Here is a 15,156-nt window from a genome sequence, read left to right as displayed (position 1 = left end):
CCGATCAGGAGTACTCATGACCCGTTACCGCCAGCCCGGCCTCGTCCTCACCGACCACCGGTTCCAGGTCCCCCTGGACCACGCGCGGCCGGACGGGGAGCAGATCGAGCTGTACGCCCGCGAGGTCGTGGCATCGGGCAGGGCGGGCGCCGGTCTTCCGTGGATGGTCTACCTGCAGGGCGGTCCTGGGTTCGGCGCGAACCGGTTCCACGGGAAGCAGGCCTGGCTCGGCCGCGCCGTGAAGGAGTTCCGGGTGCTGCTCCTCGACCAGCGAGGCACCGGATCCTCCACGCCCGTCAGCCGCCAGACGCTGCCACTCCGTGGCGGCCCCGCCGAGCAGGCCGGCTATCTGGCGCACTTCCGTTCCGACTCCATCGTCCGTGACTGCGAGCTCATCCGCCCGCTTCTCACCGGCGGTGCGCCGTGGACCGTCCTCGGCCAGAGCTTCGGCGGCTTCTGTGCCGTCCGCTATCTCTCCGCCGCGCCCGAGGGCCTCGCAGCGGCACTGATCACCGGTGGACTTCCCTCCCTCGACGGGCATGCCGACGACGTCTACCGGGCCGCCTACCCCCGGATCGCCCGCAAGACGGCCGCGCATTACGCCCGCTACCCGCAGGACGTCGGCAACGCGCGCCGTATCGCCGCCTTCCTGCGCGCCAACCGGCCGGTACTGAACAGCGGCTACACCCTGACCGTCGAGGCCTTCCAGTCCCTGGGCATCGCGCTCGGCGGCGGAGACGGCAGCCACGCTCTGCACTACCTCATCGAGGACGCCTTCGTCGAGACCACGCAGGGGCCGCAGCTCTCCGACGCCTTTCAGGAGCGCGTACACGCCGCGCTCTCCTTCGCGGCCCATCCGCTGTACGCGCTCATCCACGAGGCGATCTACGGGCAGGGGGCCCGCCCCACCGACTGGTCCGCCGAGCGGATGCGCGCCGAATTCCCGGCCTTCGACGCCGGCCTGGCTCTCGCGGGGGACGTCCCGCTGCCCTTCACCGGCGAGTCCGTGCACCCCTGGCACTTCGAGGTGGATCCGGCGCTGCGCCCACTGCGTGAGACCGCCGATCTGCTCGCCTCCCGCACGGACTGGCCCAGGCTCTACGACCAGGACCGGCTCGCGGCGAACGAGGTGCCCGTCGCGGCGGCCGTGTACCACGACGACATGTATGTCGACACGGCACACGCGCTGCGCACCGCCCGCTCCATCAGGGGACTGCGCACCTGGGTCACGGACGAGTTCGAGCACGACGGGCTGAGGGCAGGCGGGCCACGCGTCCTCGACAGGTTGCTCGCACTGGTCAGGGACGAGGTCTGAGGCGTTGCCGTCCGTGCCGGGGTGCGCGACCATACGATCATGACCGACCAGCTGGAACCCATGCCGGACCGGTGGCAGCGCGCGCTGGCCGTCGTCGCCCACCCCGACGACCTGGAGTACGGCTGTGCCGCAGCTGTGGCGGGGTGGACGGACGAGGGGCGTGACATCTCCTATCTCCTCGCCACGCGTGGTGAGGCGGGCATCGACACCGTTGAGCCGGCCAGGTGCGGTCCGCTGCGTGAGCGGGAGCAGCGGGCGAGCGCCGCGGTCGTCGGAGTGGGCTCGGTCGAGTTCCTGGACCACCACGACGGAGTGGTCGAGTACGGTCCGGCGCTGCGCCGGGACATCGCGGCCGCCATCCGCAGGCACCGTCCCGAGCTGGTCATCACCGCCAACCACCGGGACACCTGGGGCGGTGTCGCCTGGAACACGCCGGACCATGTGGCGGTCGGCCGTGCGGTGCTCGACGCGGCGGGTGACGCGGGGAACCGCTGGATCTTCCCCGAGCTGGCGGCGCAGGGGCTCCAGCCGTGGAACGGCGTGCGCTGGGTGGCCGTCGCGGGGTCGGCGTCGCCCACGCACGCCGTGGACGTGACCGGCGGCCTCGACCGTTCGGTGCGTTCCCTGCTCGAACACCGGACGTACATCGAGGTGTTGACCGACGAGGATCCCGAGACGTACTGCCGTACGTTCCTGACCCGGAACGCCACGGCGGCGGGTGAGCGGTTCGGCGGCAGGCCGGCGGTCACCTTCGAGCTCTTCCCCCGCTGAAGCGGATCCCCTAGCCTGAGCCCCGACCTGATGGTCCGTCACATGAGACGGGCCGGTGCCTGGAGCAGGGGGCGCGGATGATCGACACGCTGAGCACGGACATCCCGGACGGCGAGGAGCGCATCACGCTGCGGGTCGACGGCGGGGTGGCGGTCCTCACGCTCTGCCGTCCCGACCGGCTCAACGGCTGGAGCTGGGAGTCGAGCCGTCAGCTGGGCCTGCTGGCCGACCGGATCCGCTTCGATCCGTCGGTCCGGGCCGTGCTCCTGCGTGCGGACGGACGTGCCTTCTGCGCGGGGATCGACGTCACGGCGCCAGGTGGTGCGATCACCGGAGCTTCCCCGGCCGAGCGGACGCACCGTTACTACGAGGGCATCCGATGGGTGCACGAGCGGTTCGCCGTCTTCGCGGGTCTTCCGCAACCGGTGGTCGCCGCCGTGCAGGGCTACTGCCTCGGCTTCGGTTTCGAGCTCGCCCTGCTGGCGGACATCAGGGTCGCCGCCGACGACGCGGTGTTCGCTCTTCCCGAGGCGCAGCTGGGGGTCGCCGTCGACGCGGGCGGGGATCTGCGGATCGCCAGGGAGGCCGGGGCGGGCTGGGCCAAGCTCCTCGCGCTGACCGGGCGCCGTATCGACGTGCGCACCGCCGAACGCCTCGGGCTCGTCCAGCTGGTCGTTGAGCGGGGGCACCTCGATGCGGCCGCCCACGAGGTCGCCGCGGAGATCGCGGCCAACGCGCCTCTCGCGGTCCGTGCCGTGAAGCGGGACATCGACGCGTTCGCCGACGCGGGCCTGGCGGCCGCCCTGGACCGTACGGCCATGTCGGCCGCCCTCACGCTGACCTCCGACGACGCCCGCGAGGGGTACGCGGCGGGAGCGGCCCGCCGGCGGCCGGGTTTCGGCGGCCGGTAGGCCGTGTCGTCACACTGCCGTCGGCGGCCGAGTGCCGGGCCGCTCGGCGGACGCCGGTATGACGGCACGCCCGGACCGGCCGCGTGCCTCACGGTGCGAACGGGCCCCGCCCGAGCTGCTCGCGCACGGGCACCACTGGGGGGCTGAGCAGCCCGCGCCGCTGCCAGTTCGCACCGTCCACGACCAGGGTGTGCCCCGAGATGAAGCGTGCGTAGGGGGAGGCCAGAAAGGTCGCGGCCCAGCCCAGCTCGTGCGGCCGGCCGACCCGCAGCGCCGGCTGGCGTCCGCCCGTGTCGTCGGCGCGGTCCAGATTGCCGCGTATCGCCCCGGGCAGGTCCTCGTGCGGGAAGAGGCCGGGCACCAGTCCATTGACCTGGATGCCGTACGGCCCCCACTCGACGGCCAGGATCTCGACCAGGTTCTTCACTCCGGCCTTGGCGGCAGCGGAGTGGGCGAAGCCCGGACCGCCCGTCCAGGCGTAGGAAGCCCCCACATTGATCACCGACCCGGCGGTCCGGGCGGCAAGGTGTCTGCGGCCGAACTCCCGCGTCATGAACCAGGTGCCGGTGAGCGTGATGTCGAGCACCGCACGCCAGGCGTTGGGTGACATGTCCTCGGCGGGGACGGGGAAGTTGGCCGCCGCGTTGTTCACCAGTACTCCGGGCAGGCCGACAGCCGACTCCGCCTCATCGAATGCCTGAGCCACTCGCTCGGGTTCCCGGATGTCGCACACCGCGCACACCACCTGCCCGTCCAGCGCTCCGAGCTCCCGCCGCGCCCTGTCCAGCCGTCGGGCGTCGCGTCCCACGATCACCAGCGCGGCTCCGAGCCGCGCGAACTCGGCGGCCATCGCCTTCCCGAGTCCCGAACCGCCTCCCGTCACCATGACCACGCAGCCGTCGTAGGTGCCGGGCGGCAGAGCGCTCGTGCCGGGCGGGGGAGGGGCGGGAAGTCCCGGGTAGCCGTCGTCCGTCATGGGGCATCGATACCCCGTACGACGTGAAACCTCCAGGGGTCCGGCTGGGCGGAACCGGTCCGCGGATACGGTTCACAGTGAAGCAAGCGACCGCTTAGTATGCGCTGAGCGCAGTACAGCCTATGGTGTGTGGAGGCCCCTGATGCAGGCATGGCAAGTACACGAGAACGGCGAGCCCGGCGAGGTCATGAGCCTCGACGAAGTGCCGGAACCGCAGGCCGGCCCGGGGCAGCTCAAACTGAAGGTCCTGGCCGCCAACATCAACTTCCCCGATGCGCTGCTCTGCCGAGGCCAGTACCAGGTGCGCCCGCCGCTGCCGTTCACGCCGGGCGTGGAGATCTGCGGTGAGACGGCCGACGGGCGCAGGGTCATCGCCAACCCGGCACTGCCGCGCGGTGGTTTCGCCGAGTACGTCGTCGTCGACGAGGCCGCCGTACTCCCGGCGCCTCCCGCGCTGGACGACGCCGAGGCGGCCGCGCTGCACATCGGGTACCAGACAGGCTGGTTCGGTCTGCATCGCCGCGCGCACCTGCAGGCAGGCGAAACGCTGCTGGTGCACGCCGCGGCGGGTGGCGTGGGCAGCGCCGCCGTGCAGCTGGGCAAGGCCGCAGGAGCACGGGTCATCGGTGTGGTCGGCGGTCCTGAGAAAGCCCGCATCGCAGCGGATCTGGGATGTGACCTAGTGATCGACCGGCGTGCCGACGACCTGATCGCCGAGGTCAAGGAGTTCACCGGTGGCAGCGGCGCCGACGTCGTCTACGACCCGGTCGGCGGCGACGCCTACGCCAAGTCCGTGAAATGCGTGGCCTTCGAGGGGCGGATCGTGGTCGTCGGGTTCGCCAGCGGGGTGATTCCCACCGCCGCGCTCAACCACGCGCTGGTGAAGAACTACACGATCATGGGCCTGCACTGGGGTCTGTACGCCCAGAAGGATCCCGCGTCGATCGGCCGATGCCACGCCGAGCTGACCGCGCTCGCCGCTGACGGAACCATCAAACCGCTGGTCTCCGAGCGGGTCGCGCTGAAGGACGCGGCCGCCGCGGTCCAGCGAGTCGCCGACGGTGTCACCACGGGTCGCGTCGTGATCGTCCCGGAAGGGGTGGCCGCATGAGTGCCCGGAACGCCCCGCTGCCGGACACAGCCGCGCTGCGGCTGCGCACCCGCGAGCTGCTCGAAGCCCACCCCCCGGCGGCCACCGACCGCGCCGGCTTCCTGCGGGCCCGTTTCGACGCGGGCCTCGCCTGGGTGCACTATCCGGAAGGACTGGGCGGTCTCGGTGTCCCCCGCTCGCTCCAGACGGCCGTGGACGCCGAACTGGAGAGCGCGGGAGCGCCCGACAACGACCCGCGCCGTATCGGTATCGGCCTCGGCATGGCGGCGCCGACGATCCTTCGTTACGGAACGGACGAGCAGAAGCGCCGCTTCCTGCGCCCCCTCTGGGTCGGGGACGAGGTGTGGTGCCAGCTGTTCAGTGAACCAGGAGCGGGGTCCGACCTCGCGGCACTCGCGACCCGCGCCGTACGGGACGGTGACGACTGGATCGTCAACGGGCAGAAGGTCTGGACGTCCAGTGCCCATCTAGCCCGCTGGGCCATCCTCATCGCCCGTACGGACCCAGATGTGCCCAAACACCGGGGGATCACCTACTTCGTCTGCGACATGACCGATCCGGGCGTCGAGGTGCGGCCACTGCGCCAGATCACCGGCGAGGCCGAGTTCAACGAGGTCTTCCTCACTGATGTGCGGATCCCCGACGCCCACCGGCTCGGCCCCGTCGGTGACGGCTGGAAGGTCGCACAGACCACCCTCATGAATGAGCGGGTCTCCATCGGCGGATCCCGTCTCCCGCGCGAGGGCGGCATGATCGGCCCCGTCACGAAGGCGTGGCGGGAGCGCCCCGAACTGCGCACGCACGATCTCCACCAGCGCCTCCTCGCGCTCTGGGTGGAGGCTGAGGTCGCACGCCTCACCGGTGAACGGCTGCGCCAGCAGCTCGTCGCGGGCCAGCCGGGCCCCGAGGGCTCGGGGATGAAGCTCAGCTTCGCCCGCCTCAACCAGGAGATCAGCGGCCTGGAGGTCGAACTCCTCGGAGAGGAAGGGCTGTTGTACGGAGACTGGACCATGCGCCGCCCCGAACTGGTCGACTTCACCGGGCGGGACGCCGGGTACCGCTATCTGCGCTCCAAGGGCAATTCCATCGAGGGCGGCACCAGCGAGGTACTGCTCAACATCGTCGCGGAGCGGGTACTCGGCCTGCCTTCCGAGCCGCGCAACGACAAGGACGCCGCCTGGAAGGACCTGGCCCGATGACCGATCTTCTGTACAGCGAGACCGAGGACGACCTGCGCTCCGCCGTCCGCTCGCTGCTGGCGGACCGCTGTGGCACGCCCGAGCTGCTGGCCGCGGTCGAATCCGGCACACCGGGCGACCTGCGGCTGTGGCCGGCCCTGGCCAAAGAGATGGGGCTGGCCGGACTCCTCGTCCCCGAGGAGTCCGGTGGCCAGGGTGGAACGCACCGCGAGGCCGCGGTCGTCCTGGAGGAGCTGGGGCGCAGCGTCGCCCCGGTGCCCTACCTGACCAGTGCGGTCGTGGCGACCGAAGTGCTCACCGGTCTCGGGCCCCACAACGCCGCGGCCACCGAACTCCTGACCGCCCTCTCCTCCGGAGACCGCGTCGCGGTCCTCGCCGTCCCGCTGGCCTCCGGTCCCGGTTCCACGCCGTGGCTCCCCGCCCTGAGCGGCTCCGTCGGCGCCGTTGCCGACGCGGCGGCGGCACAGGTGCTGCTCGTCCCCACGGCGGACGGGCTGTACGCGGTGGGGGCGGGGGACCCCGGTGTCACCGTGGATCCGCTGGTCCCGCTCGACCTCACCCGCCCGCTGGCCGCTGTCACTCTCGACGGGGCGCAGGGCAACCTGCTCGCCGGGGCCGCCGATTCACGGGCCGCGGTGCGTCAGGGGCTGCTCGCGGGCGCCGGACTGCTCGCGTCGGAGCAGCTGGGGATCGCCGAGTGGTGTCTGGAGGAGACCGTCCGGTACACCCGGGAGCGCCATCAGTTCAACCGGCCCATCGGCGGATTCCAGGCTCTCAAGCACCGGATGGCACAGCTCTGGCTGGAGATCGTCTCGGCCCGCGCGGCGGCCCGCAACGCGGCCGACGCGCTCGCCACGGACGACCCGGAGAAGGCTCTCGCGGTCTCGGTCGCGCAGGCGTACTGCAGTCGCGTGGCTGTCCACGCGGCCGAGGAGTGCGTCCAACTGCACGGCGGCATCGGCATGACCTGGGAACATCCCGCACATCTCTACCTCAAACGGGCCAAGTCCGACGCGGTAGCGCTCGGTTCGGCGGGGACACACCGCGAGACACTGGCAGAACTCGTCGGTCTGCCGGGGCCGCAGTAGCCGGAGCCCGACCATTACAGCGAGTCAACACCCGTACGGCGTACAGGTCTTACGCGAAAACGCCGCCTTCCTCCGCCACACTTACGGCCGAATGCCGCATACCCGGTGTGGCGGAGGAGGACGACCATGGCCATCTCGATCTCGCTCGTGCTGCTTCTTGTGGTCCTCGCGGCCATCTTCCTTCGCGGCGGCGGACTCAAGTTGTCGCACGCCATCGTCTGCGCTCTTCTCGGCTTCATGCTGGCTAGCACGAGTCTCGCCCCGACCATTCAGCAAGGCGTCACGGGCACCGCGGACATGGTCGCCAACATCAAGCCCTGACGGCCTGGTTGCTCCGGCGACTGCCGTGCCGGCCGGTCAGAGCAGCCGGGACCGGATGAGGAACCGGACCCCTTCCGGGGCTTCCAGCGAGAAGCCGCTGCCCCGCCCCTCCACGACATCGACGATCAGCCGGGTGTGCGCCCACAACTCCTGCTGGCTCGCCGAGATCCAGAACGGAACGGGCTCGGCGACACCGTCGACGACGAGGGACTCCAGGAGGACGTCCGAGCCTCCGGTGCGGAACTCGCCGTCCAGGTAGCACATGGGTGCGCTGCCGTCGCAGCAGCCGCCCGACTGGTGGAACATCAGCGGACCGTGTGTCTCGCGGAGTCTGCGCACCAGATCGGCGGCTGCGGAGGTGAACTCCACACGCGTGGCGTCGGACATCGCACTCTCCCGGTTCGCGATCGGACAGTTACCGGCCTGCGACCCCTGAACGGCCGTGCCGGGCCAGGGCTCCGCACAGCCAACTCCAGGCAACGTTGCGGGGAGGTTGCACGGGGCGCCCCGGCGCGTCCCCGCGCCGGGTGTGTGATTCACCCGGCCCGCCGCCCTGCCCTACCGGTGCTTGGCCACCCGAAGGAGATGAAGCGCGGGCTCCGGGAGTTCGCGGCCCTTGGGCCAGACCGCGTGCAGGACACGGTGCAGCCGGACGGAGGGGTCGATCTCGACCTCGACGAGGCGGCCAGAAGCCACGTCCTCGCGCACGGCGAGGGCGGAGAGCACGGCGGGGGCCAGGCCCCGGGCGGCCGCGCTGCGCAGCGGAGCGGTGGAGCCGAGTTCGAGCACAGGGACGGCGATCCCGTCGTACGGGCGCAGCGCCCGCTCCAGCGTCTCCCGGGTACCGGAGCCCGCCTCGCGCAGCAGCAGCGGTGTGTCGGCCAGCTCGCGTCCGGTCAGGGCGCTGCGGCGGTGGGTCCACGGGTGTCCGGGGGTGACCACGACCGCCAGCCGGTCGCGTCCCACCGCCGACCTGTGCAGATCGTCGGGGACCCGTGGGCCCTCGACGAAACCCAGATCGCAGGCCCCGCGACGCAGGGCCTCGACCACGCCCCAGCTATTGGTCACCGTCAGCCCGACATGGGCGTCCGGCGCGGTGTCCCGCAAGGTGACGAGCCAGCCCGGCATCAGCTCCTCCGCGATGGTCAGGCTTGCGGCCACATGCAGCCGGCTGTCCTGCCGCGACCGCAGTGCCGCGGCCCCCTCGACGAGCGCCGCGGCCTGTTCGAGTACGGCCCGCGCCCAGTCGGTCACCACCGCGCCGGCCGGGGTGAGCCGGGACCCCGCGGTGGACCGGTCCAGGAGATGGAGTCCGAGGTGGCGCTCCAGCGTGCGCATCCGGGCGCTCGCCGACGGCTGGCTGATGAGCAGCCGCGCCGCGGCCCTGCCCAGGCTGCCGGTCTCCGCCACGCTGACCAGCAGTTGCAGTGACTGCAGGTCGGGCAGTGGCCGCTGCCCGCCGTCCGGTGTATCGCCGCGCTCGCTCACGCCTCACCTCTCGTACGGCACTCCTCGTACGGCGCTCCTCATAGGGGAACACTCATAGAGGAACCCTATGACCTGGGCTCCGATTCGTGTCTACCGGGCCGCGCGGAATCCCCACACGCTGGTGATCATGACACTGAGCACGGAACGCACCCCGTCGCTGTCCTCCGGGCGACAGCGGACGAAGCCCGCGGGCAGCTGCGCACCGGCACCGCAGGCACCCGCACCGGGGCCGCTGCGCCGCAACGCGCCGGGCCTCGCGCTCGCCGGCGCGGGGCTCGGTCTCGCCGAGGGGGTGCACGCCCTGCTGCCCGCCGTGCCGATGCTGACTGCTGCTGTCGTGCTCGGAGTCGTGGCGGCGCACGTCCCGGGCGTGCATCCGTTCGTACGCGGCCGGGGCCGCGCCGGGCTCACGACGGCCGGCAAACGGCTGATGCGCGCAGGCATCGTGCTGCTCGGGCTCAAACTGAGCATCGGCGATGTGCTGGGCCTCGGCTGGGCGACAGTGGTCATGGTGCTCGGTGTCGTCCTCGCGACCTTCTTCGGTACCTGGTGGCTCGGCAGGAAGCTGGGCCTGCCGGGGGACCAGCCGCTGCTGATCGCCACCGGTTACTCGATCTGCGGTGCCTCGGCGATCGGCGCGGTCAGCGGCGCCCTCGGCAAGCACGAGGACGACGAACAGCTTGCGGCCGACGTGGCGATATCGGTCGCCCTGGTCACCCTGTGCGGCACTCTCGCCATCGCTGTCCTTCCGCTGCTTCACCATCCGCTCGGACTGGACACCGTCCAGTTCGGCCGGTGGGTGGGCGCCGGGGTCCACGATGTCGGCCAGGTGGTGGCCACCGCACAGACCGCAGGGCCGACCGCTCTCGGCGAGGCAGTGATGGTCAAGCTCATCCGGGTGGCTATGCTCGCGCCGCTGGTCGCGGGGGTCGCGGTGGCCCAGCGGCGGCGCCGGGCCCACGACGCCTCGGGCGGGCGTGGGGCGGTGGGCGGCCGCCGTCCTGCCCTCGTCCCGCTGTTCGTGATCGGTTTCCTGGTGATGACGGCGCTGCGCAGCACCGGCCTGGTGCCCTCCGGGGTGCTCGGCGCCGCCGACACGGCGCAGCAGCTCCTCCTCGCCATGGCGCTGTTCGGCCTGGGCAGCGCTGTGCACCTGCCGTCGCTCGCCCGGTCAGGAGCCAGGACGGCTCTGCTCGGTCTCGCCTCCTGGGTGGTGGTCGCGTCGGCGAGTTACGGGGGTGTCCTCCTCACCACATGAACGGGAGCACCGGGGCCGCGGCGTGTGCGGTCCCCCTGCTGGGGCCAACCCGGCGGCCCAGCAGGGGCGTTACGCGTACGGGGGGCACGCCCGGGACTTCTGGTGCTCAAGCGGTACTGGGGACGCCGGACCGGGCAGCTCCTCCGCCAGGTGGTCCCGGATGCCGTCCGGGTCCGTCAGCCGGTTGAGTCGCGCCGGGACGTCGAAGCCGACCAGCAGAACGACCAGGACCGTTCCCGCGAACGTCAGTACGGCGAGGGCGCGCCCCAGCGGCATGCCCGAAGCCAGATGCGCACCCAGGACCGGAGCCACCGCGCCGCCGAGCGCTCCGACGTTGTACGTGAAGCCGAGGGCCGCCGCACGGTTCCCGGTCGGGAAGTGGCCGCCGATGTAGCGCGGCAACAGGCCGGAGATACCGAAACTCAAGGCCTGCAGCACGAACAGCAGTCCGCCGAGCAGCAGCATGTTGTCGCGTACGGCGAACACCGGGAACACGAAGACCATCGAGGCCAGCAGCGTGAACGCGTACGCCCTCTTCGTACCGATCCAGTCACCGACGAACCCGGCGAGCCAGCAGCCGGCCATCGTGCCGAATCCGGCGAAGAACAGTGCGTCACTGACCTGGTCGGGCGAATAGCCCAGCTCGGTCTTGAGGTACGTGGGCAGCAGCGCCTGGATGGGCCAGGTGTAGAGGAAGGCGAAGAAGACGGTCACGATCATGGACACGTACAGCAGCCAGCTGCGCCGTCCGCCCAGTTGGACGGAGAGAGCGAGCAGGCAGATCCCCGCCAGGACCGAGAACACCGGCACGAACCCCGCACCGGCCGGGGTGAAGACTGCGAACAGGGTGCCTGCCGCGACGGCTGCCAGCACGGTGTTGACCGTGGCCCGTACCGGAGTACGGAAGAGCGGACGGAACGGATTCGGCCTGACGCCCTTCTCCTTGAGCGACTCGCTCCACTCGGGAGCCTCGGGCAGGGCCCGCCGCAGCCACAGGGCGACCACGATCGGTATCAGGCCGATGTAGAACATCCACCGCCACCCCAGGGCCGGGACGATCCACTTGTACGCCTGGGCCGCCAGCACCGAACCCACCGAGAAGCCGGAGATCAGGAAACCGCTCGCCCGGTTGCGCAGCCGTGCGGGCCAGCTCTCCATGGCGTACGTGGCACTGGCGCTGTACTCACCGGCCATCCCCATGCCGATCGCCAGGCGGGCGACGAACAGACTGGTGTAGTCCCACGACAGACCGCAGGCGAAGGTGCCGAGCGAGTAGAGGAGGATGCTCACGATCATCGACAGCTTGCGCCCGTACCGGTCGCCCAGCGCGCCGAGTACCGCGCCGCCGAGCCAGCGGGTGATGAACGCCGCGGACACCAGGCTGGCAGCCTGCACCGTGCTCAGATGGAAGTCGGCGCTGATCTCGGTGAGGACCAGGGTGATCACGACGAAGTCGAAACCGTCCAGGACGTAGCCGATCCACGCGGCGAAGAACGACTTCCACTGGGTCCGGGACACTTCGCGGTACCAGCGGGGCGGGGCTTGAGCTTTGTTGTGCACGGTGCCTCCAGAATGCCGGACTGGTTCGACGGTGAGCCGCCGGGCAGGCGGCGACGCGCTATCGCTCGGCCAGTTCCGCGACGAACGTGGCGGTCAGGGCGGTCGGCGCGGTGATGGCGGTACCGACGACGACGCTGTGGGCACCGTGGGCGAGCGCTTCGGCAGCCTCCTGCGGACTGCGGATACGGCCCTCGGCGATGACGGGGACACCGACCGCACGGGACAGTGCGGCCACCAGAGCGAGGTCGGGGCCCTTCTGCTGCGGGGAGCCGGGAACGTACCCCGACAGAGTGGTCGACACCAGGTCCGCGCCCTGGGCCGCTGCGGCGACACCCTCGCTGAGGTTGGACACGTCGGCCATGACCAGTGCGCCCGCCGTGTGGACCGCGTCCGCGAGAGAGGAGAAGGTGCTGCCGTCGGGACGGGGGCGGGCGGTGGCGTCGGCCGCGACCACATCGGCCCCCGCTTCCACGAGCGCCAGGGCGTGGCGCACGGTCGGCGTGATGTACACACCGCTCTCGCCGTCCTTCCACAGCCCGATCAGGGGGAGATCCACGCATTCCCGTATCGCCGCCACGACTTCGGGCTCGTTGGCACGTACGGCTGCCGCTCCACCGGCGGCGGCTGCCTGTGCCAGCCGGGTCAGGGTGCCGGTCTCCCGCATCGGGTCACCCGGCGGCGCCTGGCAGGACACGATGAGCCGGCCCCGGAGCGTCCGGGCCAGTGCTGAGGGCAGTGTGTTCGACGGTGTACTCACAGGAGGGCTCCCGGTCCGTGCAGGGGGACGGTCGTGATCAGGGCGGCGGCGCCGAGTACGGCAGCATCTGCGCCGTGCAACGGGGCCACGGGGCGCAGTCCGCGCAGGGGTGGCATCAGCTCGCGCGCGAAGGAGTCCGCCAGCGCGTCCTGGTAGAGCGGTCCGATTCCCGGCACACCCCCGCCGACGACGACACGGTCGGGCCCCAGCGTGTTGGCGAGTCCGCCCAGTGCCCGGCCCATCGCCCGCGCGCCGGTGATGATGGCGCGCATCGCACCGCCGTCACCCGACGCCGCCCGTTCGGCGACGGTCTGCAGCCGGTCCACTGCCTGCCCGCTGAGTCGCTCGTACAGGGCGGTGATGCCCGGCCCCGAGGCGACCGCTTCCAGGTGGCCGACGCCACCGCAGGTGCACTCCAGCCCTGCGGCCTCGGGGCTCGGCAGATGCCCGAGATGGCCGGCGATGCCCGCCGCTCCGTGCAGCATCCGCCCGTCGCAGGCGAGCGCGCCGCCGACGCCGGTGCCGACGGCCGCGAACAGCAGGGACGCACGGCCGCCGTCGATCGAGGCGAGCTCGGGCCCAGCGGCGGCCCGTACGTCGTTGTCACAGGCGACCGGCAGTCCCGTGCGATCCGCGAGGCCGGAGCCCAGCGCGGTCCCCGCCCAGCCGCGGATCGAACGCGTCGCGCTGGTGACCGTGCCCGAGCGCGGGTCGACCACACCGGCCGCGGCGACACCGATCGCCGTCGCACCGCGGCCGACAGCGCGGGCGGCATCGCGCAGCGCGTCGAGCACCGCCTCGGCTCCCTCGCTCGCCGGGGTGGCCAGGCTGCGCCGGGCGAGTACCGACCCGTCCGGCCCGACGAGTGCAGCGGCGATCTTCGTGCCGCCCAGGTCGAGCCCGATGAAGGGACCGGTCGCCGGCGGACGAACCGTGTACGTCGCCATCAGGACGGGATCAGCCCGGCCGCGCGCAGCCGCACGGCTATGCGGGCGACGGAATCGGTGCTGAGCTGGATCTGCGGGAAGGCGGTGTCGCCGCACGCGATGACACCGAGGAGCCGCAGGGCGCTCTTGAACGAACCGAGTGCCGAAGAACTGCGCCCCATGTCCGCGTCGGGACCCACGTCCACCATGTCGAAGAGCGGGACGAGCCGTTCCTGCTCCATGGCGGCCAGCGTCCAGTCCCCGGCGCGGGCGGCCTCGTAGAGCCGTACGTACCCAGCCGGGTCGACATTGCCGATACCCGGCACGACGCCGTCGGCGCCGGCCAGAAGCGCTGCGTCGACGGTGAGTTCGGAGCCCGTGAGGATGCTGAAACGAGGGACAGGGCCCCGGCCGCGGCCCTCGCGGCCGCCGAGTTCGACGAGCAGGCGGCGCAGCCCGCCCTCGTCCCCGCTGCTGTCCTTGAGCCCCGCCAGGGTGCCGTCCTCGGCGAGTTCCCGGACGAGGGAAGCGGAGAGCTTGCTGTGCACGGACACCGGAAGGTCGTATGCGAACAGCGGCAGGTCGACGCTCGCCCGGATACGCCGGAAGTGACCGGCGATCTCCTTGGGGTGGGTGCGGGTGTAGAAGGGCGCAGTGGCGACGATCGCGTCCGCCCCGAGCCGGGCCGCGACCCGTGCGTGGTCCACGACCCGGGCGGTGGTGGTGTCGATGACACCGGCGAGCACCGGGACCCGCCCGGCGGCCGTGCGGACCACAGTCTCCAGGACCGTCGCGCGCTGCGCGTCGGTGAGATAGGCGACTTCGCTGGTCGACCCCAGGGCGAACAGTCCGTGTACGCCTCCGCCGATGAGGTGCTCGACCAGCCGGGAGAGGGAGGCGGTGTCGATCTCGCCGGCGTCGTCGAGCGGGGTGCAGACGGGCGGTACGACCCCGCGAAGGGGGGCGGTCAGAGCCATGGCGCTACTCCTGGTGCAAGTGGGGGTGCGGAGACGACATGAGACATCAGATGTCCTATGTCTTACGGGTCAGGATAGTCCCCATGTGGTGCGCCTCGTCAAAGTGACCCCAGTCACATTCCGGGGTGCTGGAGGGGGCTCCGGTGGTCCGCCATCGGGCGTGGTCCGACGGGGTGGCGGCGGGAGGGCCCATGCGCATTCGTGGCCGTTACCGCGGGGCTGGAAGGGTGCGATCCGGGTCAAAGCACGTACGAGGGATCCGGTGCCCCGTCTCGTCACGGCCGGCCGAGTCCGGGTCGCCCTGCGGGACGAAGGCCACCGGCGACGCGACGCGCGCCCCGCCTCTCCCGGATCGCGCGCAGGCTGACCGTGTGAGAAAGGTGCGCGCGACAAACGCCAAAGGGCGGACTGCTGACCGCAGTCCGCTCCTTGCCCGCTGCCCTCGGGGGTGACCTCGTGGTGCGGTCATGTGCGGCGGATGTGCCCTTGCGTCGTGTC

15 protein-coding genes are annotated in these 15,156 nt (G+C 71.5%); 8 read left to right on the top strand and 7 right to left on the bottom strand.

Annotated features, from left to right (window positions below; translation table 11 throughout):
* The first annotated feature begins 16 nt into the window (after positions 1-16).
* From OG584_RS01865 to OG584_RS01855, 3 genes are all read left to right on the top strand, one after another.
* Positions 17-1,315, top strand: coding sequence for an alpha/beta fold hydrolase (locus OG584_RS01865; protein WP_405774286.1), 1,299 nt, complete (start codon positions 17-19; stop codon positions 1,313-1,315).
* A gap of 39 nt (positions 1,316-1,354) precedes the next feature.
* The gene (locus OG584_RS01860; protein ID WP_405774284.1) at positions 1,355-2,086 is read left to right on the top strand and encodes a PIG-L deacetylase family protein; all 732 of its coding nucleotides are present in this window, start codon (positions 1,355-1,357) and stop codon (positions 2,084-2,086) included.
* Positions 2,087-2,163: 77 nt separating this feature from the next.
* Positions 2,164-2,997: an enoyl-CoA hydratase/isomerase family protein gene (locus tag OG584_RS01855; protein ID WP_405774282.1), complete on the top strand. Its 834-nt coding sequence runs from the start codon at positions 2,164-2,166 to the stop codon at positions 2,995-2,997.
* A gap of 88 nt (positions 2,998-3,085) precedes the next feature.
* Here OG584_RS01855 and OG584_RS01850 read toward each other — a convergent pair whose 3' ends face one another.
* Entirely contained in the window at positions 3,086-3,973 is an 888-nt protein-coding gene (locus OG584_RS01850) for an SDR family oxidoreductase (protein ID WP_405774280.1), read from the bottom strand.
* Positions 3,974-4,115: 142 nt separating this feature from the next.
* On the opposite strand from OG584_RS01850, the gene OG584_RS01845 reads away from it, so the two are divergent.
* The 4 genes from OG584_RS01845 (at position 4,116) to OG584_RS01830 (ending at position 7,692) form a co-directional block, all read left to right on the top strand.
* The gene (locus OG584_RS01845; protein ID WP_405774278.1) at positions 4,116-5,084 is read left to right on the top strand and encodes an NADPH:quinone oxidoreductase family protein; all 969 of its coding nucleotides are present in this window, start codon (positions 4,116-4,118) and stop codon (positions 5,082-5,084) included.
* 17 nt (positions 5,085-5,101) lie between these two features.
* Positions 5,102-6,283, top strand: a complete 1,182-nt coding sequence (locus OG584_RS01840; RefSeq protein ID WP_405783817.1) for an acyl-CoA dehydrogenase family protein — start codon at positions 5,102-5,104, stop codon at positions 6,281-6,283.
* Entirely contained in the window at positions 6,280-7,371 is a 1,092-nt protein-coding gene (locus tag OG584_RS01835; protein ID WP_405774276.1) for an acyl-CoA dehydrogenase family protein, read from the top strand. The genes OG584_RS01840 and OG584_RS01835 overlap by 4 nt, the downstream gene beginning before the upstream one ends.
* A gap of 126 nt (positions 7,372-7,497) precedes the next feature.
* Positions 7,498-7,692: a hypothetical protein gene (locus OG584_RS01830; protein ID WP_405774274.1), complete on the top strand. Its 195-nt coding sequence runs from the start codon at positions 7,498-7,500 to the stop codon at positions 7,690-7,692.
* A 36-nt stretch (positions 7,693-7,728) separates the two neighbouring features.
* Here OG584_RS01830 and OG584_RS01825 read toward each other — a convergent pair whose 3' ends face one another.
* Positions 7,729-8,079 (bottom strand): DUF779 domain-containing protein, encoded by a 351-nt coding sequence (locus OG584_RS01825; RefSeq protein ID WP_405774272.1) that lies wholly within the window; start codon positions 8,077-8,079, stop codon positions 7,729-7,731.
* Between the two features lie 171 nt (positions 8,080-8,250).
* A complete protein-coding gene (locus tag OG584_RS01820) occupies positions 8,251-9,180 on the bottom strand; it encodes a LysR substrate-binding domain-containing protein (protein WP_405774270.1) in 930 nt (309 codons plus the stop codon).
* Between the two features lie 127 nt (positions 9,181-9,307).
* On the opposite strand from OG584_RS01820, the gene OG584_RS01815 reads away from it, so the two are divergent.
* On the top strand, positions 9,308-10,438 hold the full coding sequence (locus OG584_RS01815) for a YeiH family protein (RefSeq protein WP_405774268.1): 1,131 nt from the start codon (positions 9,308-9,310) through the stop codon (positions 10,436-10,438).
* Between the two features lie 69 nt (positions 10,439-10,507).
* On the opposite strand, the gene OG584_RS01810 is transcribed toward OG584_RS01815, so the two are convergent.
* The 4 genes from OG584_RS01810 to OG584_RS01795 are packed head-to-tail and all read right to left on the bottom strand — an operon-like array spanning position 10,508 to position 14,658.
* Entirely contained in the window at positions 10,508-11,998 is a 1,491-nt protein-coding gene (locus OG584_RS01810) for a sialate:H+ symport family MFS transporter (RefSeq protein ID WP_405774266.1), read from the bottom strand.
* Between the two features lie 58 nt (positions 11,999-12,056).
* The gene (locus OG584_RS01805; RefSeq protein WP_405774265.1) at positions 12,057-12,755 is read right to left on the bottom strand and encodes an N-acetylmannosamine-6-phosphate 2-epimerase; all 699 of its coding nucleotides are present in this window, start codon (positions 12,753-12,755) and stop codon (positions 12,057-12,059) included.
* Positions 12,752-13,702: an ROK family protein gene (locus tag OG584_RS01800; protein WP_405774263.1), complete on the bottom strand. Its 951-nt coding sequence runs from the start codon at positions 13,700-13,702 to the stop codon at positions 12,752-12,754. The genes OG584_RS01805 and OG584_RS01800 overlap by 4 nt, the downstream gene beginning before the upstream one ends.
* Positions 13,702-14,658, bottom strand: a complete 957-nt coding sequence (locus OG584_RS01795) for a dihydrodipicolinate synthase family protein (protein WP_405774261.1) — start codon at positions 14,656-14,658, stop codon at positions 13,702-13,704. Before OG584_RS01795 ends, OG584_RS01800 begins: the two co-directional genes overlap by 1 nt.
* Positions 14,659-15,156: the final 498 nt, after the last annotated feature.

Origin of the sequence: Streptomyces sp. NBC_00859 (assembly GCF_045161865.1) — a bacterium.
Lineage (GTDB): Bacteria > Actinomycetota > Actinomycetes > Streptomycetales > Streptomycetaceae > Streptomyces.
Note: the sequence above shows the minus strand (reverse complement) of the source record. Positions and strands in the feature narration are given on the sequence as shown.